Raw genomic sequence first — 19,647 nt, forward strand, 5'->3', positions numbered from 1 at the left:
TCCTCTTTTAACGTAAAAACGGGAGGTGGGCCGGCGATCTGGCGGCCCGGCGGGCATAGGGCGCGGCGTTCGCCTCCCACACGCCGAACAGCGCCAGGGCCATGATTTGAACCCAGGCGACCATGCGAGCAGTCACGATCGACCACGTCAGCGCTTCCGGCCCCACCAGGGACGATATGTGTGTCACCAGGGCCAGAAGCTGAGAACCGGCTGCGAAGAGCAGCCACCAACGATCGTATCGGAGACTGAGCCTTACAAGCAGGCCCAAGAATCCGATCGAGAGCAGCGCCACCGCCCAGCGAAACTGGCCGATCACAAGGTGGTCGAGCCAACCGGACGCGATTTGAAGGAACAGGAGCCCGAACGCCGCCTGTCGCTCCGCGCTTTTTCCTTTCCAGATCAGCAGTCCAATCGCCACCACCGTGAGGGCCGAGCCGAAGATCCACAGGGGCGACGGCATGACGAATAGGCCGATCAGGCGGCGAACTGGAGCACGTCTGCGCTCGCCTTGGGATCGGACTTGGATTCCCCCATCCCATCCAGTCGCCATCCGATGCCTTGCTGATCGGCGACAACCGAAAGGCCGGCGTGTCCGACCGCTACGCTGGCGCGGACGGCTGTCAGGCCCTGAAGGCCGTTGACGATGTTCTCCAAGGCGGTCTGGCCGACCTCGGCGGCCACCCTCGCCTCCATTCGTCCCTCGATCGAGGTCTGGATCAGCTTGCAGACCTCGATCATGGCGTTATCGATCGCGTGTTCCGCCGTTTGGACCTGGCGCGCGACTCTCACTCCGATGTGCATGTGTTTCATCATGTGATCCCTCCGATTGTTACACCGTCAGCGCACCGCTTCGGGGGCGATCCGGTCGAACAGGGATGGAAGCACCATGCCCGCCGTCACGATCCCAATGGCGAGCAGAAGGGCGATGGCGGAACCCGCGACGATGATCCCCAGCCGCGCAACGACCCCACGGGGCGGAGCGGGCAGGAACCAACCGGCATCCCCGGCGGCTTCCGCATCGCCGGACTGTTCGGCCGACGCCGGGGCAACAAAGCCGTCTTCCGGCGCGCCAGAAATGAGTATCGGCTGCCCTGAGTAGCCGTTACTCAGCCGGCGCGCCGCCAGCTTGCGGTCCGAAACCCCCAGCTTGCTGTAGGCCCTGTGGAGGTGGTTGCCGACCGTGCGGGGCGAAATCCCCAGATGCGCGGCGATTTCCTTGTCCTCCAGTCCCTGGCCCGCCAGCTGGACGCATTCCCTCTCTCTCGGCGACAGGTTTTCGGACATCACGCGCTCCCCCGTCTGTCATAACGGATTTCCGCGCCTCGACCAGACCGGGCTCTCGGATATAGCCGGGCAAGAGTCAGGACATCACTTGAACATATAAGCATATGTTTATATGCCTTGACGCCTGACACTGACAGGAGCCTCTCTTGGCCGCTCGTTCCTCCTTCCTCTTCACCTCGGAAAGCGTGTCCGAAGGACACCCGGACAAGGTCGCCGACCGCATCTCGGACACCGTCGTCGACGCCTTCCTGTCCAAGGACCCCGAGGCCCGCGTCGCCTGCGAAACCCTGGTGACGACCCAGCGCATCGTGCTGGCCGGCGAGGTCCGCGCCACCCAGCCGGGCAACACCAAGGAACAGAACGAAGCCTTCACCCAGTCGATCATCGACAGCCTGGAGCCCCTGGTTCGCGCCGCGGTCAAGGACATCGGCTATGAGCAGGACGGCTTCCACTGGGCGACGGCGGACTACGCCTGCCATCTGCACGCCCAGTCGGCCGACATCGCCGTGGGCGTCGATTCAACCAATGAGAAGGACGAGGGCGCAGGCGACCAGGGCATCATGTTCGGCTACGCCTCGAACGAGACGCCGGAGCTGATGCCGGCGACCCTGCAGTACAGCCACAACATCCTCAAGCGCCTGGCCGAGGTGCGCCACGCCGGCGGCTCGCAGCTGGAACCTGACGCCAAGAGCCAGGTCACGATCGAATACGAAAACGGCAAGCCCAAGCGCGCCGCCTCCATCGTCCTGTCGACCCAGCACGCCAAGGGTCTGAGCGCCGCCCAGGTGGCCGAGATCGTCAAACCCTATATCCTCGAGGTGCTGCCGGAAGGCTTCACTGACGATAAGACCGTCTGGCACATCAATCCGACCGGCATTTTCGAGATCGGCGGGCCGGACGGCGACGCCGGACTGACGGGACGCAAGATCATCGTCGACACCTACGGCGGCGCAGCGCCCCACGGCGGCGGCGCCTTCTCGGGCAAGGACCCGACCAAGGTGGACCGCTCGGCCGCCTACGCCTGCCGCTATCTGGCGAAGAACGTCGTGGCGGCGGGTCTGGCCGATCGCTGCACCATCCAGATCTCCTACGCCATTGGGGTCGCGGAGCCCCAGTCGATCCACGTCGATCTACACGGCACGGGCAAGGTGTCCGAGGCCGTGCTGGAAGACAAGCTGCTGGGCCTGATCGGCGGCGCCACGCCGCGCGCCATCCGCCAGCACCTGGGGCTGAACAAGCCGATCTACGCCCGCACGGCCGCCTATGGCCACTTCGGCCGCGCGCCGGACGCCGACGGCGGCTTCAGCTGGGAAAGGACCGATCTGGTCGATCAGTTGAAGGCCCTGGCCTGAGACCTCAGCCGGCCTGATCCTCCAGGGTCAGGCCGCGCACCCCCGCCAGATTGGCGCCCGTCAGATCGATCTGGCGGGTCTGGGCGCCGTGCATGACGGCGCGGCCCAGATCGGCGCTCGTCAGCACCGCCCGGCGCAGATCCGCGCCGGACAGGTCGGCGCCCCGCAGATTGGCGCCGGTCAGGTCCGCCGCCAGCAGCCGGTCGGCCCCGATCAGCAGCGGCCCCAGTTGCGCCCCGCGCAGGTCCGCCCCGCTCATCTTGGCGTTCTTCAGCCGCGCGCCGCGCAGATCGGCGCGGTAGAGTCGCGCCGAGCGCAGGTCGGCGTTCTCCAGATGGGCGCCCTGAAGCTGCACCCCCTCCATGTCCAGGCCGTAGAAGACCGCCCCCTTGGCCGACAGGGCGGTCAGGTTCAGGCCGGTGATCGACTTCAGCGGGCGCAGATCGACACCGTCGAAAACCGAAGGCTGCCCCTCCGTCCCGCCCGTCTCGCACCAGCGGGCGTGTTCGCGCAGCATTTCCGCCGCCGGCATGCGATCGACCGAGGCGCCGGCGGACCGGTCGTCGGTCAGGGTTCCTTCCATATTGGCGCCGTCGGCGCGCCACATCGTCATCTTGCAGCCCACCAGGATGGCGTCGCGCATGTCCGCCCCCGACAGGTCGGCGCCCGACAGGTCGGCCCCGGCCAGGTCCGCGCCGCGGAAATCGGCCTGTTTCAGATTGGCGCGGACCATTTTGCAGTCCTTCATCACCGCGCCCGAGAAGTCGGCCTTGATGGCGATGACGCCCGACATGCGCGAACGCTGCAGATTGGCCCCGGCTAAACAGGCGCCCATCATTTCGCTTTCCTGGCGCTGACGCGGTTCAATGACCTTGAACCCCAGTTTGGCGTCGGCGGCGGCGATGGTGCCTTCGCGCAGATCGGCCTCGAACAGGTCCGCGCCCGACAGGTCGGCCCCGCGCAGACAGGCGCCGCGCAGATCGGCCCGACGCAGGCTGGCGTCCGCCAGGACGACGTCCTGCATGTCCGCGCCGAAGAAGTTGGCGTTGTCCAGCCTGGCGCCGGTCAGGTCGCAGTTTTCCAGACAGGCGGCGGCGAAATCCGCATCGGCCAGATTGCGACCCCTGAGGCTGAGGCCCGAGATGTCCATCCAGGCGAAGACGGCGCGGGCGCCGCCCGGGCGGGCCTGGAACAGGCGGTCGTGCCGGGCGCAGATCACGTCCAGTTCCGCCTGAGTCAGGCGCTTGCGCACGATGGGTTCAGCCGCCTGCATTCGATCAGCCTAGGCCCGGCTGATTTAAGAAAGCCTTTAGCGACAGTCGCTTGTCACTCGGTCAGCAGGCCCTGGTCACGCAGGGCGTCGGCCAACTCCCCCGACGAGGTCCAAAGCCGTGTATAGCCCGCCTCCCCCAGCCGCTTCAGCTCAGTGACCAGGTCGGCCTTGGGCGAGGCGACGAAACGGCCGTCAAAGCCGGCGCCGTCCTTGCTGACCCGCACCAGGGGGCGGCCGGTTTCCAACCGGTGCAGAAACCCCTCGCACAGGGCCGCGCCCTCCTCGCACATAAGGCCCGTTTCGACCGTCAGCCCCTCGGCGCGCAGGCGTTCGGTGCCCCGGCCGGCCGCAAAGGGCGACGGGTCCAGACAGGCGATGACGACGCGCGCCACCCTGGCCTCGGTCAGGAAGTGGGCGCACGATTTGCGGCCGGAAGAACGCGCGCCGCAGGGCTCCAGGGTGACATAGACCGTCGCGCCCTCGACGTCGGGTCCGGCGGCGGGGACCGCCTGCTCCTCGGCGTGGGGACGGCCGCCGGGGGCGGTCGCGGCCTGGGCGATGACCCGCCCGTCCTTGACGATGACGCAGCCGACCGCCGGATTGGGCCAGGTCTCGCCCATACGGCCTGTCGCCAGATCTATGGCCTGGGCCATGAAGCTGCGGTCGGCGTCGCTCCAGCTCATGGCAGGGTCGGCAGGGTTTCGGCGCGATCGGCGTCCAGATAGCGCGCGGCGGTCGGCTTCAAAGCGGCGTCCAGCTCGATCTCCAGCGGATTGCCGGTAGGGATTTCGACCCCGACGATCTGATCGTCCGGCACGGCGAACAGCAGTTTGACGATGGCGCGCAGGGAGTTGCCGTGGGCGGCGATCAGCACGTCCTCGCCCGCCTTCAGCCGCGGCGCGATCTCGGCGTCCCAATAGGGCTCCACCCGGTCCAGGGTGGTCTTCAGACTTTCGGTGTCCGGGATGGCCTTGCCGGCGTAGCGGGGGTCGGCGTTGAAATCGAACTCGCCGCCCGGCGCCAGAGGCGGCGGCGGGACGTCATAGCTGCGTCGCCAGATCTTGACCTGATCCTCGCCGTGCTTCTCGGCCGTCTCGGCCTTGTTCAGCCCGGTCAGGCCGCCGTAGTGACGCTCGTTCAGCCGCCAGTCCTCGATCACCGGCACGTCGGTCAGGCCGGCCGATTGCAGGGCCAGGGCGCCGGTGCGCTTGGCGCGTTTCAGCACCGAGGTGAACATGACGGCGGGTTTGAACCCGGCCTGGGCGATCAGCTCGCCGCCCCGACGGGCCTGGGCCTCGCCTTCCGCCGTCAGATCGACGTCCACCCAGCCCGTAAAGCGGTTCTCGAGGTTCCACTGGCTCTGGCCATGGCGGAGCAGGATCAGGCGCGGCATTCGACGGTCCTTTGCAAACAGTCTGTCCGGGTAAGCCGCCGTCATGAGCCGGTCAAGGTTTTGACGCAGGTGCGAAACCGACCGCCTTGTCCGCCGATCGTCGGATGGATAGGGTTCGCCTATGTCCGATCGTCTGTTCTTCCCCTTGGCCGGCGCCGTCATCGTGATCCTGACGGCCCTGGCCTTGGTCTGGCCTTAAGCCGCCGTCAGAACAGGATCTTGCGCAGATTGATGCGGAAGACCCGACCCTGGGGGTCCAGATAGTCGCGCTGATAGTTGACCGGGGTCGAGCCGTCGCTGCTGGTCACCGAGACGCGGTCGTCGAACAGGTTCTGAACCCCCAGCCCGATCCGCGCGCCCTTCAGGAAGGGGAAACGCTCCACCAGTCCAGTGCGCTGGGACAGGTCGGCGAAGGCGAACAGATTGACCGTCGTGCGGTCCGAAAAGTCCAGATCGACGGTGTTCGGACCGTCGCCGTTCACCGTCGTGCCCGAGCGCCAGTTGGCGTTGAGGAAGGCGCCGTAGCCGTTCTTGAAGACTCCGGTCTGAAGCTGGACCTCATGGCGCGACTGGCCGCCCGAGCCGGAGACGGAGTCGCCGTCCAACAGGTCCAGGGGCGCCAGGCCGTCGCGGATCACCACCTCGTCCTGCACCCGCCAGGTGTGGGTCAGCGACAGGTTGAACATCCCCTGGCCCGGCTGCATGCCCGGCCCGCGCGAGCCGCGCAGGCGGCCGCCGCCCGGACCGCCGGGCCCGCCGGGTCCGCCGCCCATCCGGATCGCGCCTCCGCCTGGGCCGCCCCCAGGCCCCCGCTGGCCTGCAAGCGCGGGATTGGCCTTGCCGAAGGGCCGCGAGAAGTTGAAGCCCCACTGGACGTCCTGCTGATCCCGCTTGGCGAAGTTCAGCGGCCGGGCGTCGATCGAGACCAGATCGCCGTCGGCGTTACGGACGAACCGCTCCGGCAGGGCCGCCTCCAGGTCCGGGGTGATGGCGGGGAAGCCGGCGATCTCATTGTCGATCTCGGTGCGGGTATAGGCCAAGTTCAGCCGCAGATCGGTCGCTGACAGGGGCTGCCAGTTCACGCCCAGCTTCAGGATGCGCCGATCCTCGGCCTTCAGATTGGGATCGCCGCCGCTGATCTGGGTGATTTCGACGGTCTGGTTGGTCGCATAGTCGAAGACAGGGGTGTTGGGCGTGGCGATCGTGGGATCGTTCAGCTGCTGCACCGTGGGAGCCTTGGCCACGTCCGAATAGTTGGCCGACAGGGACAGCCGCTCGACCGGCGACCAGTTCAGGCCGCCGCCGATGCTGGAGACTCCGCCGAAGTCGGACAGCTCCTGATAGGCCAGGTTCATATTGGCCGACAGGTCGCCGATGCCCGCCAGGACGCCGCGATCCACGCTGGCGATCGGCAGGTCGAAGTTCGCCTGGACGCTGCCCAGGTCGCGCGACTGGGAGCGGTCCGTGGCCACGCCTGACCGGACGCTTTCGGAGTCCAGCGCCTGATGCTCTCCGCCGAACTTGAAGGTGGTGGTGATCCCGCCGGCCGGAAGCTCCCAGGCCGTGCCGTTCAGCACAACCTCGCCCTCCAGCGATTGGGAGATCGACTGGGCGGTGTCGCGGCGCACCGGCCCGACTGCGCCGGTGAGATCGCCATAGGGGTTTACGGTGGTGTCGCCGGCGGCGATCCGGGCCAGGAGGTCGTCGTCCTCGACCCCTCGGCCGGTGACGGTGTCGGTCCGGGTGCGGCTGTATTCGCCGGTCGCGGTCCAGCGCCAGTCGCCCAGATAGCCGTCGAACACGGCGCCCAGTTCGGCGCTGCGCGTATTGGTCTGGCGCGTCAGGGCCTGGGGCAGGTCCAGATAGCGGTAAAGGGTCGCCGCATCGCCCCCCGGCGACCAGGGATTGCCGTCCGGCAGGGTCAGGGTGACGCCCGGCAGGCCCAGATAGCTGCGGCTGGCGCTGTCTTCGAGACTGCCGCTCAGGGTCATGCCGACCTTGTCGTTCAGATCGTGCTTATAGGTTCCCGCCACCGAGGCCTCGGCCGAACGCGGCAGCAGGGTGCGATAGGCGTTCGGGTCCCTGTCGGCGACGGAGTCTTGCGGCGTCGTCCCCGACCGGTCGATGTCGCGCTCGTCCTCGTACAGGGGGTTGCTGGTCGAGCCGTTGATGTCCATCGACCAGCGATCCGCGCCGGCGATCTTCAGCAGATTGTTTTCGCTGGCCGTGGTGGTGCGGCCGCCCTGCTCGGGTCGACTGACATTGACCGAGGTGGTCAAGGACCGGAAATCGGCCTTCAGCACGATGTTCACGACCCGCTGATTGGCGCTGTAGCCATAGGAGAGGGCCGTCTCCTCGGGCAGGACCTCGAACCGCTCTATGGCCTCGGGCGGAATGCCGCGGATTTCGCGAAAGCCCGAGATGCGCCGGCCATTGACCAGAAAGACGGGCGAACCGCCCCGCGCGCTGCGCGTCTGGGCCTCCAGCAGGGTGACCAGTTCGCCGATGTTGGTGGCGCCGAAGGCCTGAATCTGGGTCGCGTCATAAGAGACGATCGGCTCCTGCCCGCCCAGGGCCACGCCGCGCTTGGTCGCCGTCACCTCGACGTCAGGCAGGACCACAGCCGGCGCGGCCGGCTGGGTCTGCTGAACATCAGCGGCGGCGGGGGTCAGGGCGAGCAGCAGGAGCGCGGCGGAGGTCATGAAACATCGGTCCGTGACGAGGAGGTCGGCACCCTTGGGACGCGAAAATCATGGCTGGAAAGCGGCGAATATCATGACGCTTTCGAAAGCGTGTCAAAGACTCAACACCCTTGATTTTCCTGCGACGGATAAGGGTCTCAGCCGCGTTGAAGGGTGTTTGGGCGACGTCGCCGCCGCCCGCTGGAGTTAGAACTCTTCCCAACCGTCGGATGCAGCGTCGGTAGAAATCACGCCGCCGTTGGCGACCTTGAGCGTCTTCTGCGGGGCCGTGCGGGGCCTAGCCGTCGCGACGGGCGCTGAGGCGGGTTTGGCCCCCGGCGTCTTGCCCGCCGCCGACACCTGGAAGAAGGCGACCTGGGCCGACAGTTCGGCGGTCTCCTGGCGCAGGGCGGCGCTGGCGGCCGTGGCCTGTTCGACCATGGCGGCGTTTTGCTGAGTGACCTGATCCATCTGATTCACGGCCACATTGATTTCTTGCAGGCCCGTCGCCTGCTCCTTGGCCGAGGCGGCGATCTCGACCACCAGGGCGCTGATGTCGTTGACCTGGGCGGCGATGGCCTGGAGGGCCGAGCCGGCCTCGCTGACCAGGCGCACGCCGTTCTCGACCTCGGCGCCGGAGCTGTTGATCAGGGTCTTGATCTCCTTGGCGGCCTCGGCCGAACGCTGAGCCAGGGCCCGGACTTCCGAGGCGACGACCGCAAAGCCGCGACCGCTCTCGCCCGCCCGCGCCGCCTCGACCCCGGCGTTCAGAGCCAGAAGATTGGTCTGGAAGGCGATCTCGTCGATGACGCCGACGATCTGGCTGATCTGACGCGAGCCGTCTTCGATCTTCTGCATGGCTTCGACAGCGTTCATCACGACGGCGCCTGACGCTTCCGCGCTCTGGCGGGCGCCGCTCGTGACGACGGCGGCCTGGCTGGCGCCGTCGGCCGTCTTGCGGACCGTGACGGTGATCTCGTCCAGGGCGGCGGCGGTCTCCTCCAGGCTGGCGGCCTGTTGTTCGGTGCGACGCGACAGGTCGTCAGAGGCCTGGCTGATTTCACTTGCGCCGCTGTCGATGCCGTGGACCGAGCCCAGAACGCCGGTGACCGTCTCTTCCAGACGGGCGATCGAGCGGTTGAAGTCCGTTTTCAGAACCTCGCTGCGCGGCGGGAAGGGCGCATTGATGCGGTAAACGAGGTCGCCTTCGGCAAGGGCGTGCAACCCCTTGCCCAGGTTTTCGATGACGACGGCGTTTTCGGCCGCTTCCTGGGCGGCGGCGGCCTCGCGGCGGCGGCGCTCGGCCTCGGAGTCATTGCGCAGAGTGTCGGCTTCCTGTTCCAGCGTCTTGGCGCGCAGGCCGTTATCGCGAAACACCTGCATGGCCTGGGCCATGGCGCCGACTTCGTCCTTGCGGTCCGTGTCGGGAATGGCGACGTCCAGCTTGCCTTGGGCCATGATCGACATGGCGCCCGTCATGCGCCGCACCGGCGCGACCATCAGGATTGACAACTGGACGCCCAGGAAGACGGCGGCGACGATCAGGATCAGGCCGCCGACGGCCAGGGCGATGAAGGAGGCGGTGATGGCGGACGACTGCTGGGCGTCGCGCAGATTCATCCGCTCGATCTCCATGTCACGCAGATCGCTGATGGCTTTGGTGATGTGGGTCACCCGGACGCGATCGCCGGAATCCACCAGGACCCGCCGCGCCGCATCGATGCGCGCGGGATCAAGCGCAGCCTCGGTCAGGGGCGTGCCGAACTCGGTCCGCCAGGCGGCGGCGTCGGCGCGAGCCTTCTGCACCAGGGCGGCTTCTTCGGGCGTCAGATCGGCGGCGGCCAGGGCGGCGCTCGACTCTTCGAACTGCTCCCACCCCTTTCGATAAACCCCCAGATAGTCTTCGTTGCCCGTCAGCAGCACGCCCCGCATCTGCGAGTTGAGGCGGATGACGCCCTTTTCCGCGACATGGGTATGTTCGATGATCGCCTTGCTTTCGGCGTTCAGCCGCGCAGCAGTCCGCATCTCCGACAGCTGAAGGAAGACCGCACCGATCATGGCGGCGGCGACCGTCAGCAGAAGGGCGAAGGCGATCGCCAGTTTCCGCTGCATCGGAATATTCTTCAGGTTCATCGGACTGTCCCGGAGAGCTGGTGGGGCGGGGAAAGCCCGGAGCGGCGGACCGCTCCGGGCTATGTTGTCTAGCTCAGCAAACCTTAAAAAGCCGTCTGGACGCGGACCGTGGCGGTATTGCCGCTGTCGTCGCCCAGGAAGGTTCCGGTGCGGTTGTCGACCGACCAGGCGCTCCAGTGGGCCGAGACGCGCGTATTGTTGGTCGGGTACCAGTTGACGCCCAACAGCCAGCTGTCGCCCTCGCCGCCCGTGGCGATGTCGCTGTAGTCGGCCTGATCGTACCGCCCCACGATTTCGACGGCGCCGTAGCCGTCGGCGCCGAGCGGATTCAGCACCTTGGGACGCGCCCAGGTGCCCGTCTTGGCCGACAGCGGCGGCTTTTCGCCGGTCAGGAAGAAGCCGGCCGAGACGCTGTAGGCGTCCTGATCATAGTCGCGCGCCGCCGTTTCCAGCACCCGCCGACCGCCCTCGGCCATCAGCCAGCCCGAACCCTGGACCCCGCCCAGTTCGAGACCCAGGCCCTTGCTGCCCTTGGGATCAGCGTAGACGCCGCCTTGGAGTCGCAGATTGTCGTTGCCGCGCGACGAGACGACCAGGCTGCGCGACGCCACCGAGGCGTTCGGCGTCAGATCTTCGACGAAGCCCCAGCCGCCGAGGTGCAGATGGCCGGCGTCCGTCTTGAACGGCGCCCAGTGGGTGCGGGCCATGACAGTGACCGAGTCATTGGTCGCGCCGCTGCTGATCGCATCGCCCGTCACGGACAGAGAGGCGTGCCAGACGCTGCCGGTCAGCTTGGACGAGACGCCGACCCCATAGGCGCCCCGTTCCGGGCCGATGGTGGAGACCATCAGGCTGCGCTCGAGGAAGGGGGTCATGTCCTCGGCCGTGCCGCCCTCGACGCCGCGGTCGTTCAGCCGCTGGCCCATGGAAATTTCGAGGTCACGGCCGCCCCATTTGGTGCTGTAGGCCATGAAGGCGTTGGCGACGCTGACGGCGTTGTCGGCGATGTCGCCTTCGATCCAATAGCTGAAGCCGCCGGGGATCTTGCCCTGGGCGCCCAGGCGCAGCCCGCGCAGTTCGGTGGTGGTCAGATTGCGGCTGTCGTAGTCCGAGCCGAAGGTGTTGGACAGGTCGGCGGTGACGCGGATGCGCGGTTTGAAGGTGAAGGCGCCGTCGGGGCTGCGCATCTCGGGCAGGCCGGTCGACCAGTCGGTGGTGGTGGCCGGCGCCGGCGCGGCGGCGGCCTGAATCGCAGGACGCGCGGCGGCCGGGGCCGGGGTCCCGGCCGCTGCGGGCGCCGCAGGAGCCTGCTGGGCGGCGGCCTGGGCTTCCAACTGCTCGAGGCGGGCTGAAAGCGCCTGGACCTGAGCACGCAGGGCGGAGATTTCGTCCGTCGAGGGCGACTGGGCGAAGGCGGAGGTGGCGAGCGCAGCGAGGCCGACGCCCGCCACGAGGGTGCGGAGACGTGTCATGAGAACCCCTGTAAACTTAGTGTGTTAAGGAAGGGCTGAACCCCGATACGCAGAACTGCGTAAAATCTTGGCGGCTTGTTCAGCGGGTGCTGGGCGCCGTCGTTGCGGGGGGCGGAAAACCCGCAGCGACGGCGCTCAAGGCCCTCAGTCGGCGGTGACCAGATCCTTGTCGCCAGGGCCGGCGGCAGGATCGGGCCGGGCGGCGATCGGCTGGGCCGGGCCGTTCAAGGCCGCGGCCAGCGCATTCCGGTCCAGTTCGCCCTCCCACCGGGCGACGACGATGGTGGCCACCGCATTGCCGATGAAGTTGGTCAGGGCGCGGCATTCGCTCATGAAGCGGTCGATGCCCAGGATCAGGGCCATGCCCGCCACCGGGACGGTCGGCACGACCGACAGGGTCGCCGCCAGGGTGATGAAGCCGGCGCCGGTGATGCCGGCTGCGCCCTTGGACGACAGCATGGCCACCGCCAGCAGCAGGATCTGCTGTTCCAGCGACAGTTGGATGTTTAGGGCTTGGGCGATGAACAGGGCCGCCATCGTCATATAGATGTTGGTGCCGTCCAGATTGAACGAATAGCCGGTCGGCACGACCAGTCCGACCACCGACTTGGAGGCGCCAGCCCGCTCCATCTTGTTCAGCAGCGACGGCAGGGCGGCTTCCGACGAGGAGGTGCCCAGGACCAGCAGCAGTTCTTCCTTCAGATAGCGGATCAGCTTCAGAATGTTGAAACCGTTCGCCCAGGCGACCAGGCCCAGGACGCCGACCACGAAGATGACGGCGGTGATGTAGAAGGTGGCGACCAGCGCGGCCAGATTGGCGATCGAACCGATGCCGTACTTGCCGATGGTGAAGGCGAAGGCCCCGAAGGCGCCGATCGGCGCGGCCTTCATCAGGATGGCCACCAGTTTGAAGAAGGCGTGGCTGACCGATTCCAGGAAGTTCAGAACCGGCTTGCCGACATCGCCCACCATGGCCAGGGCCAGGCCGAACAGGACCGAGACGAACAGGACCTGCAGGATGTTGCCCTCGGAAAAGGCGCTGGCGAAGGTGTCGGGGATGATCCCCATCAGGAAGCCGGTGACGGTCGTCTCATGCGCCTGTTCCGAATATTTGGCGACCGCCCCGGCGTCCAAGCTGGCGGGATCGATGTTCAGGCCGTGGCCCGGCTGGACGACGTTGGCGATGATCAGGCCGACGATCAGGGCCAGGGTCGAGAAGGTCAGGAAGTAGGCGAAGGCCTTGGCCGCCACGCGCCCCACCCGGCCGATGTCGCTCATGCCCGCAATGCCGGTGACGATCGTCAGGAAGATGACCGGGGCGATGATCATCTTCACCAGTTTGATGAAGGCGTCGCCCAGCGGCTTGAGGCTCTCCCCGAAGCTGGGCCAGAAATGGCCGATAAGGGCCCCCGCGACGATGGCGGTCAGAACCTGAAAATAGAGATGCCGATAGAAGGGCCGAGGCGCGGTCGGCTGGGCGGCGGAAGGGAGCGCGATCACGGATGTCTCCTGTGGTGGCGGGACGGGCCCGCGGTTTCCTCGACGGCCCTCGCTGCTGTCGTCGAGGCGCCGAGACGACTGTCCCGCACGCTGGAACCAGGTCCAAACGCGATCGACGTTTGATATAGAGATCTGTAAAAACACGTTATTTTCGGAAAGCGCCTCTCGCAGGGCCATTTGCCGTGCGGCGTGTCGCACGCCGGACTCGCGCTATTGTGCGAAATATCGCACAATAGCGAATGAGCCTCTCTGCGGTCCGAGAATTTATCGAAAGATCGTCGAGTTTCATTTGGCGGCCATGGACCCTGCTCAGCCTGGGCTGGCTGACGGCGGGCCTTGTCTTCGCGGGCCTGGCGGGGGAGGCGGCGCGGCGCGACGCGACCCAGGAGTTGGCGCGCCAGGCGACGACAGGCGCCGCCCTCCATGCGGCCGTTCTACGCAGCGAGCTGGAGAAACAGCGCGCCATCCCCGTCGTCCTGGCCGAAGACCCGGATGTGGCGGCGTTGCTCGCCCGGCCCGCCGACCAGGCGGCCAAGGCGGTCGATCGCAAGCTGGAGCGACTGGCGGGTCAGACCCGCGCCGCCGTCATCTATGTTTTGGACGCGCAGGGGCTGACGCTGGCGTCCAGCAACTGGCGCGCCCCCACGAGTTTCGTCGGCGTCCGTTATGATTTTCGGCCCTATTTCATCAACGCCATGCGCGACGGTCAGGGCGAGTTCTACGCCCTGGGCACACGCAGCGGCCGCCCCGGCCTTTATCTGTCGCGCCGGCTGGACGCCGCCGACGGCCGCCCCCTGGGCGTGGTGGTGCTGAAGGTGGAGTTCGACGCCCTGGAGGCGCAATGGCGGAGCTCGGGCGAGCCGGCCTGGGTCGCCGACCCTGGCGGCGTGGTCCTGGTCGCCAGCGTGCCGGAATGGCGCTTTCGCGCCACCGGTCCGATGGACGAAGCACGGCGAAGGCTCAGCCTGACCGATCTGACCCTGCGTCCCGGCGCCCTGGCCCCCCTGCCCTTCCAGACGCCCTCCGGCGATCGGCCCCGGCTGGTGCGCGCCGCCGTCGGCGAGGCGCGGCCCCAGACCTGGATGCATGCCCAGACGGACACGGCCACGCCGGGGTGGACCCTGCATCTTCTGACGCCCGAGCGTGGCGCCGTCGGAACCGCCGTGGCGACCGCGCGCGGCCTGGCGGTTCTTACCGTCAGCCTGCTGGCCCTCATCGTGGGGGTGCTGCTGCGCCGTCGCCGGCTGGCTGTCCTTCGCGCCCGCGCCGAAGAGGAGGGCCGGCTGGAGCTGGAACGTCGCATCCGCGAACGGACCCACGAACTGCACGAAGCCAATCAGGCGCTCAACCGCCAGATCGAAGAGCGTCGCCGGGCCGAGGCCGCACGGGAGCTGTTGCGGGATGAACTGGTGCAGGCCAGCAAGCTGGCGGCCCTGGGCCAGATCGTGGCCGGGGTGGCCCACGAGATCAACCAGCCCGTAGCCGCCATATGGACCTACGCCGACACGGCCGTGACCCTGCTGGAACGGCGCGAGACCGACAAGGTCCTGGACGCCCTGCGGCGGATCGGCGACCTGACCCGCCGGATCGGCGCCATCACTCAGGACCTGCGCCTGTTCTCGCGCAAGGCCGCCCCGACCATCGATGAAATCCGGCTTGAAGACGCCATCCAGGGCGGACTGCAGCTGACCCGCGGCCGATTGGAGGAAGGCGGGATTCGGCTGGAGCGGATCGGATCGGGCGAGATCAAGGTCCACGCTGACCAGTTCCGGCTGGAACAGGTGATCGTCAATCTGATCAAGAACGCCGCCGAGGCCATGGAAGGGCAGGCGGACGCCCGGTTGGTCCTGACGGTCGAGCGCCGGGGCGAACGGGTGCGCCTGATCATCGCCGACAACGGCCCCGGGCTGGCGCCCGAAGTGGCCCGACAGCTGTTCACCCCCTTTGTCACCACCCGCTCCAACGGACTGGGGCTGGGCCTCGTCATCTGCCGTGACATCATCGCCAGCTTCGGCGGCGAGCTGGACCTGGCGCCCAGCGACAGGGGCGCGACCTTCGTCGCCGCCCTGAGGCCCGCCTGATGCAGAGCGCCGCCTCCCGCGCCGTCATGCTGATTGAAGACGACGGCGATTTCCGCCAGGCCCTGGTCGAGCGCATGACGCTGGAGGGCTATGAGGTGCGCGCCTTCGCCGCCGCCGAGCCGGCCCTGAAGGCCGTCGCCGCCGATTTCGACGGGGCGGTCGTGACCGATCTGCGCATGCCGGGCCTGGACGGCCGCCAGTTGCTGGCGCGGATTCAGGCCCTGGACCCTGCGCTTCCCGTGATAATGATCACCGGCCACGGCGACATCGCCGATGCGGTCGCCGCTATGCAGAGCGGGGCCTATGACTTCGTCGCCAAGCCCTTTCCGTTCGAACGCCTGCGCGACAGCCTGAACCGGGCGCTGGAGAAGCGCAGCCTGGTGCTGGACAATCGGCGGCTGACCGCCCTGGCGGCCGCCGATGGGGGCCATGAGCTGCCCCTCGCCGGCGCCTCTCCCGCCATCACGGCGCTGCGCGCCACCATCGCCCAGATCGCCGATGCGAAGATGGACGTGCTGATCGAGGGCGAGACCGGCGTCGGCAAGGAGGCCGTGGCGCGCGCCCTGCACAATGGCGGACGCCGCCGCGTCGGCCCCTTCGTCGCCGTCAACTGCGGCGCCCTGCCCGACGGGCTGATCGAGAGCGAGCTGTTCGGCCATGAGCTGGGCGCCTTCGCCGGCGCCATGCGGCGGCGCGTGGGCCATGTGGAGCGGGCCCACAACGGCTCGCTGTTCCTCGACGAGGTCGAGAGCATGCCGCTGGCGGTCCAGGTCAAGATGCTGCGGGTGCTGGAAGAACGCGAGATTCACCCGATCGGCGCCAATGAGCCCCGAGTGCTGGACCTGCGCATCCTGGCCTCGGCCAAGATCGACCTGGGCGAGGCGGCGCGGCGCGGCGTCTTCCGCGAGGACCTCTTCTATCGGCTGAACGTGGTGCGGCTGCGCGTGCCGCCGCTGCGCGAACGGCGCGAGGACATTCCGCTTCTGTTCGCCCATTTCCTGCGCCGAGCGGCCGACCGCCAGGGGCTGGATGCGCCGGAGGTCGACGACGGGGTGCGCCGTCGTCTGCTGGAGGAGGCCTGGCCCGGCAATATCCGCGAACTGGCCCATTTCGCCGAAAGGGTGGTTCTGGGCCTGGAGGACGGTCGCGCCGAGGCGACGTCGGATCTCAGCCTGCCCGACCGTCTGCACCGGTTCGAGGGCGAACTGCTGCGCGACGCCCTGGAGACCCACCGGGGCGACATCGTCGCCGTGCTGGAAGAGATGCGGATTCCGCGCAAGACCCTCTATGACAAGCTGCAGCGGCACGGCCTGAAGCCCGCCGACTTTCGCCGCTGACCGTCAGGCGGCGGCCGGCGCATGCGACCGTTCGGCCGAACCCATGACCGCCGAGAGACCGTCGATAAGGCCGGCGAAGGTGATCGGCTTGGACAGATGGCCGTCGGCTCCCGCCGCCCGCCCCGCCTCCACATGTTCCGGCATGGCGTTGGCCGTCAGCATGATGATGGGGGTGCGTTTTCGGTTGTCCTGGCGTTCCAGGGCGCGGATGGCGGCGGTGGCGGTCAGGCCGTCCATCACCGGCATCTGCATGTCCATCAACACCAGGTCGAAGGGCTCGCGCCGGACGGCCTCCAGCGCCTGACGCCCGTCCTCGACCACGACCAGTTCGGCCGGCGTCTCGGCCAGCATGATCTCGATGACCTTGCGGTTCGCCGGATGGTCGTCAGCCAGCAGAACGCGCGCGGGGAAGGGGAAGTCGTCGCTCCTCGCCGTCTCCGCAGGCGCTGACGCCGACGCCTTGACGCGCGCCAGGGGCAGTTCGAACCAGAACTCGGCCCCCTCGCCCGGACGGCTGCGGCACTCCAGCCCCCCGCCCATCAACTCGACCAGATCGCGCGAGATGGACAGACCCAGGCCGGTGCCGCCAAACCGGCGGGTGATCGAGCCGTCCGCCTGCTGAAACCGGCCGAAGATACGGGCTTTCTGCTCCTCGTCGAAACCGCAACCGGTGTCCTTGACGGTGAAGCGCATCCGCTCGGCGTCGACCGCAGACGCCGTCACCGTGACCGAACCCGTCTCCGTGAACTTCAAGGCGTTTGAGATCAGGTTCGAAAGGACCTGACGCAGACGCACCAGATCGCCCTCGACCGGCCCTTCGGCCGCCGGTCCGACCTCAAGGCGCAGGGCGACGCCCTTCTGGTCTGCGGAGGGTCGATAAAGGGCGGCAACGCCGCGCACCGCCTCGCCCAGGTCGAAGACCGAACGCTCCAAGGCGATCTGTCCGGCCTCGATCTTGGCCGAGTCGAGGATGTCGGACAGCAGCCGCTCCAGCGTCACGCCCGAGCTTCGGATCACCTCGACCATCTCGCGCTCGCGCGGCGCCAGCCGGGCGCGGGTCAGGGCGTCGGCCATCGCCACCACGCCGTTCAAGGGGGTTCGGATCTCATGGCTCATATTGGCCAGGAACTCGGACTTGGCGCGACTGGCCTCTTCGGCGCGACGACGCGCGACCTTCAGATCCTTGGCCTGGCTGGCCATCCACAGCACGGCGGCGAGGGCGGAGAGGACGAAGATGACGGAGATGGCCAGCAACACGCCCTGCAAATGGGTGTTTGATCGCGCCGTCTCCAGCTGGGCGCGGCGCTCGGTCAGCTGTTGCTGCATGTCGCCCGTGACCTGACGAATGCCGTCGCTGAAACGACGGGCGTCGGCGACCCGATCTTCCTGCATGTGGCGGCGAAGCTTGACGAAGGCTTCCGAGGCCCGCCCTTCGGCGAACAGGATTTCAGCCTCCACATGGTCGATCTCGGACGCGGCCTCTCGCTGTGATTCTTCAGCTGCGCGACGACGGATTTGGACAAGGTCACGGCGCGCCGCCTCGATCTGGCCGGTCTGGGCCCGCGCGACGGCCCGCGACGGCAAGAGTTGCGAGGCGAGGAAGGACGCCTGCCCGAGATTTTCACCCAACGGCGCCAGACACTGAAGCACCCCGCCAGGATCATTCGCCGCTTCGAACGTCTGAGCGCACAGGGCCGCGTCGTAGACCGCCAAGTTGGGCAGACCGGACCGAACCGTCAGACGGTGGTGAATCTCGTAAAGGCTTTTCGCCCGATCAATGTCGCCCAACTGCGCCGACAGATAGGCCAGATTGTAGATGGCGTCGAAATCCGGACGAGGATAGTCGGGATTGGCGAGGTCGATCTCAAAATGGCCGAAGGCGGCGGTGGCCCCGTCGATGTCGTTCAACTGCATCAGGCCGATTCCGGTCATTTCCCACAGGCTGGCCCGCGCCGCCCGGGCATAGGGCGCCTCGTCTGGGATCAGGGCGTCGGCGTCCGCCAGCGCCTTCAACCCCTGGCCGATCTCATCCTGATCCATCAGCGCCACGGCCCACAGCCGGATCGCATGGGTCCGGGCGAACCAGTCCGGCTCCATGGCGGCGTGTTCGCGCATCTCTGCGGCGGCGGCGCGGTCGCCCCCGTCATAGCGAAGCGCCAGCCGGTTCAGATCGGCGATGCGGACATAGCGCTCGTCCCTCTGGTGGCGCGCGGCCGCAGCCAGGCGGTCGTTCCACAGCTGCGCCGTCTTGAACTCGCCCTGGTTCATGAAGGTCCAGACGACATGGTAGAGCCGTTGCAGGCCTTCACGATCATTGCGGCTCAGGGCGTCCTGACCGAAACGCTCCAGATCCTGAAAGCTGGCGGCGGCGGCGCGCCGTTCGACCGCCTGGGCCAATTCCAGCGGCGACCGCCCTCTCGTCTGGCTGGCGCCGGCGTCACCGGCCCCTAAAAGACTGGCGAGGACGAGCAGGAGGACGGCGATAGGCGTTGATCTGGGCATGCGGTTTCCGATTTGATCGGAAAATGGCCTGCATTTGGTTGAACAAGCTTTAGCGCCCCAGTGGGCGTTTATCCTTAAGCCCGTAAAATCAGACTCTGCGTTGACCGCCTACGGCCTTTCGGCTATAGGCCCGCCCTCTTGAGATTTCCGCGCCGTGGACGTGTGCTCCGCGGCGTTTTCCGTTCGAAGGTTTGACATGGCCAACAACCCCGGCGCCCGCAAGGCGATCCGCAAGATCGAAGCGCGGACCGAAGTGAACAAGGCGCGCCGTTCGCGCGTCCGCACCTATCTGCGCAAGTTCCAGGAAGCCCTGGCCGGCGGCGACGCTGCGGTGGCCAAGGCCGCCTTCATCGAGGCCCAGTCCGAACTGATGCGCGCCGTCTCCAAGGGCGTCGTTCACAAGAACACCGGGTCGCGCAAGGTGTCGCGTCTGGCCGCCCAGCTGAAGAAGCTTTCGGCCGCCTGACCCGTTAAGGGTTTTCCAGCATACGGAAGGGCTGTCGTCGTTCCGTTATGCCATTTGTTCGCGTTTTCAACGGCGAAGGAGCAGATGCTCCTTCGCCGTTTTGCGTTCCCCGGTTAACTCTCTTTACGCACGAATACGGAGTCCGGCGTGTCGGTCGGACGAATTTCCCAAGC

At 67.5% G+C, this 19,647-nt stretch carries 15 protein-coding genes; 4 read left to right on the forward strand and 11 right to left on the reverse strand.

What is annotated here, in order from left to right; genetic code table 11:
• Positions 1 to 7 precede the first annotated feature (7 nt).
• The 3 genes from JL11_RS16980 to JL11_RS16990 are packed head-to-tail and all read right to left on the reverse strand — an operon-like array spanning position 8 to position 1,284.
• A complete protein-coding gene (locus tag JL11_RS16980; protein ID WP_054766705.1) occupies positions 8 to 460 on the reverse strand; it encodes a hypothetical protein in 453 nt (150 codons plus the stop codon).
• 14 nt (positions 461 to 474) lie between these two features.
• Positions 475 to 813, reverse strand: a complete 339-nt coding sequence (locus JL11_RS16985) for a hypothetical protein (protein ID WP_224761066.1) — start codon at positions 811 to 813, stop codon at positions 475 to 477.
• A gap of 24 nt (positions 814 to 837) precedes the next feature.
• Positions 838 to 1,284 (reverse strand): helix-turn-helix domain-containing protein, encoded by a 447-nt coding sequence (locus JL11_RS16990; protein ID WP_054766706.1) that lies wholly within the window; start codon positions 1,282 to 1,284, stop codon positions 838 to 840.
• 146 nt (positions 1,285 to 1,430) lie between these two features.
• On the opposite strand from JL11_RS16990, the gene metK reads away from it, so the two are divergent.
• A complete protein-coding gene (gene metK / locus JL11_RS16995) occupies positions 1,431 to 2,636 on the forward strand; it encodes a methionine adenosyltransferase (RefSeq protein ID WP_054766707.1) in 1,206 nt (401 codons plus the stop codon).
• Positions 2,637 to 2,640: 4 nt separating this feature from the next.
• Here the strand turns inward: metK and JL11_RS17000 are convergent, their stop codons facing one another.
• The 7 genes from JL11_RS17000 to JL11_RS17030 form a co-directional block, all read right to left on the reverse strand.
• Positions 2,641 to 3,909 (reverse strand): pentapeptide repeat-containing protein, encoded by a 1,269-nt coding sequence (locus tag JL11_RS17000; protein ID WP_054766708.1) that lies wholly within the window; start codon positions 3,907 to 3,909, stop codon positions 2,641 to 2,643.
• Positions 3,910 to 3,962: 53 nt separating this feature from the next.
• On the reverse strand, positions 3,963 to 4,592 hold the full coding sequence (locus JL11_RS17005; protein WP_054766709.1) for a bifunctional diaminohydroxyphosphoribosylaminopyrimidine deaminase/5-amino-6-(5-phosphoribosylamino)uracil reductase RibD: 630 nt from the start codon (positions 4,590 to 4,592) through the stop codon (positions 3,963 to 3,965).
• Positions 4,589 to 5,302 carry a 2,3-diphosphoglycerate-dependent phosphoglycerate mutase gene (gene gpmA, locus JL11_RS17010; protein WP_054766710.1) on the reverse strand — a complete coding sequence of 238 codons (714 nt, stop codon included), beginning with the start codon at positions 5,300 to 5,302 and terminating at the stop codon, positions 4,589 to 4,591. Before gpmA ends, JL11_RS17005 begins: the two co-directional genes overlap by 4 nt.
• A 206-nt stretch (positions 5,303 to 5,508) precedes the next feature.
• Positions 5,509 to 8,004, reverse strand: coding sequence for a TonB-dependent receptor plug domain-containing protein (locus tag JL11_RS17015; RefSeq protein ID WP_054766711.1), 2,496 nt, complete (start codon positions 8,002 to 8,004; stop codon positions 5,509 to 5,511).
• Between the two features lie 186 nt (positions 8,005 to 8,190).
• Positions 8,191 to 10,116, reverse strand: a complete 1,926-nt coding sequence (locus tag JL11_RS17020; protein ID WP_054766712.1) for a methyl-accepting chemotaxis protein — start codon at positions 10,114 to 10,116, stop codon at positions 8,191 to 8,193.
• A gap of 83 nt (positions 10,117 to 10,199) precedes the next feature.
• Complete coding sequence (locus JL11_RS17025) at positions 10,200 to 11,588, reverse strand: OprO/OprP family phosphate-selective porin (RefSeq protein ID WP_082382747.1); 1,389 nt, start codon at positions 11,586 to 11,588, stop codon at positions 10,200 to 10,202.
• Positions 11,589 to 11,732: 144 nt separating this feature from the next.
• Positions 11,733 to 13,088 (reverse strand): dicarboxylate/amino acid:cation symporter, encoded by a 1,356-nt coding sequence (locus tag JL11_RS17030; protein ID WP_054766714.1) that lies wholly within the window; start codon positions 13,086 to 13,088, stop codon positions 11,733 to 11,735.
• Between the two features lie 239 nt (positions 13,089 to 13,327).
• Between JL11_RS17030 and JL11_RS17035 the strand changes: the two genes are divergently transcribed.
• Together JL11_RS17035 and JL11_RS17040 are read left to right on the forward strand one after the other, a co-directional pair.
• Positions 13,328 to 15,169: a sensor histidine kinase gene (locus tag JL11_RS17035; RefSeq protein WP_227975995.1), complete on the forward strand. Its 1,842-nt coding sequence runs from the start codon at positions 13,328 to 13,330 to the stop codon at positions 15,167 to 15,169.
• On the forward strand, positions 15,169 to 16,506 hold the full coding sequence (locus JL11_RS17040) for a sigma-54-dependent transcriptional regulator (protein WP_054766715.1): 1,338 nt from the start codon (positions 15,169 to 15,171) through the stop codon (positions 16,504 to 16,506). Before JL11_RS17035 ends, JL11_RS17040 begins: the two co-directional genes overlap by 1 nt.
• A 3-nt stretch (positions 16,507 to 16,509) precedes the next feature.
• On the opposite strand, the gene JL11_RS17045 is transcribed toward JL11_RS17040, so the two are convergent.
• A complete protein-coding gene (locus JL11_RS17045; RefSeq protein ID WP_054766716.1) occupies positions 16,510 to 19,008 on the reverse strand; it encodes an ATP-binding protein in 2,499 nt (832 codons plus the stop codon).
• Positions 19,009 to 19,204: 196 nt separating this feature from the next.
• Here JL11_RS17045 and rpsT point away from each other — a divergent pair, with 196 nt between their 5' ends.
• Positions 19,205 to 19,474, forward strand: coding sequence for a 30S ribosomal protein S20 (gene rpsT / locus JL11_RS17050; protein ID WP_054766717.1), 270 nt, complete (start codon positions 19,205 to 19,207; stop codon positions 19,472 to 19,474).
• Positions 19,475 to 19,647 lie beyond the last annotated feature (173 nt).

Origin of the sequence: Brevundimonas sp. DS20, assembly GCF_001310255.1 — a bacterium.
Lineage (GTDB): Bacteria > Pseudomonadota > Alphaproteobacteria > Caulobacterales > Caulobacteraceae > Brevundimonas > Brevundimonas aurantiaca.

What these genes read in the sequence shown, in the direction of transcription:
- JL11_RS16980 (WP_054766705.1), bottom strand. Translation starts at nt 460, where the DNA reads ATGCCGTCGCCCCTGTGGATCTTCGGCTCGGCCCTCACGGTGGTGGCG.
- JL11_RS16985 (WP_224761066.1), bottom strand. Translation starts at nt 813, where the DNA reads ATGATGAAACACATGCACATCGGAGTGAGAGTCGCGCGCCAGGTCCAA.
- JL11_RS16990 (WP_054766706.1), bottom strand. Translation starts at nt 1,284, where the DNA reads ATGTCCGAAAACCTGTCGCCGAGAGAGAGGGAATGCGTCCAGCTGGCG.
- JL11_RS17000 (WP_054766708.1), bottom strand. Translation starts at nt 3,909, where the DNA reads ATGCAGGCGGCTGAACCCATCGTGCGCAAGCGCCTGACTCAGGCGGAA.
- JL11_RS17005 (WP_054766709.1), bottom strand. Translation starts at nt 4,592, where the DNA reads ATGAGCTGGAGCGACGCCGACCGCAGCTTCATGGCCCAGGCCATAGAT.
- gpmA (WP_054766710.1), bottom strand. Translation starts at nt 5,302, where the DNA reads ATGCCGCGCCTGATCCTGCTCCGCCATGGCCAGAGCCAGTGGAACCTC.
- JL11_RS17015 (WP_054766711.1), bottom strand. Translation starts at nt 8,004, where the DNA reads ATGACCTCCGCCGCGCTCCTGCTGCTCGCCCTGACCCCCGCCGCCGCT.
- JL11_RS17020 (WP_054766712.1), bottom strand. Translation starts at nt 10,116, where the DNA reads ATGAACCTGAAGAATATTCCGATGCAGCGGAAACTGGCGATCGCCTTC.
- JL11_RS17025 (WP_082382747.1), bottom strand. Translation starts at nt 11,588, where the DNA reads ATGACACGTCTCCGCACCCTCGTGGCGGGCGTCGGCCTCGCTGCGCTC.
- JL11_RS17035 (WP_227975995.1), top strand. Translation starts at nt 13,328, where the DNA reads ATGAGCCTCTCTGCGGTCCGAGAATTTATCGAAAGATCGTCGAGTTTC.
- JL11_RS17040 (WP_054766715.1), top strand. Translation starts at nt 15,169, where the DNA reads ATGCAGAGCGCCGCCTCCCGCGCCGTCATGCTGATTGAAGACGACGGC.
- JL11_RS17045 (WP_054766716.1), bottom strand. Translation starts at nt 19,008, where the DNA reads ATGCCCAGATCAACGCCTATCGCCGTCCTCCTGCTCGTCCTCGCCAGT.
- rpsT (WP_054766717.1), top strand. Translation starts at nt 19,205, where the DNA reads ATGGCCAACAACCCCGGCGCCCGCAAGGCGATCCGCAAGATCGAAGCG.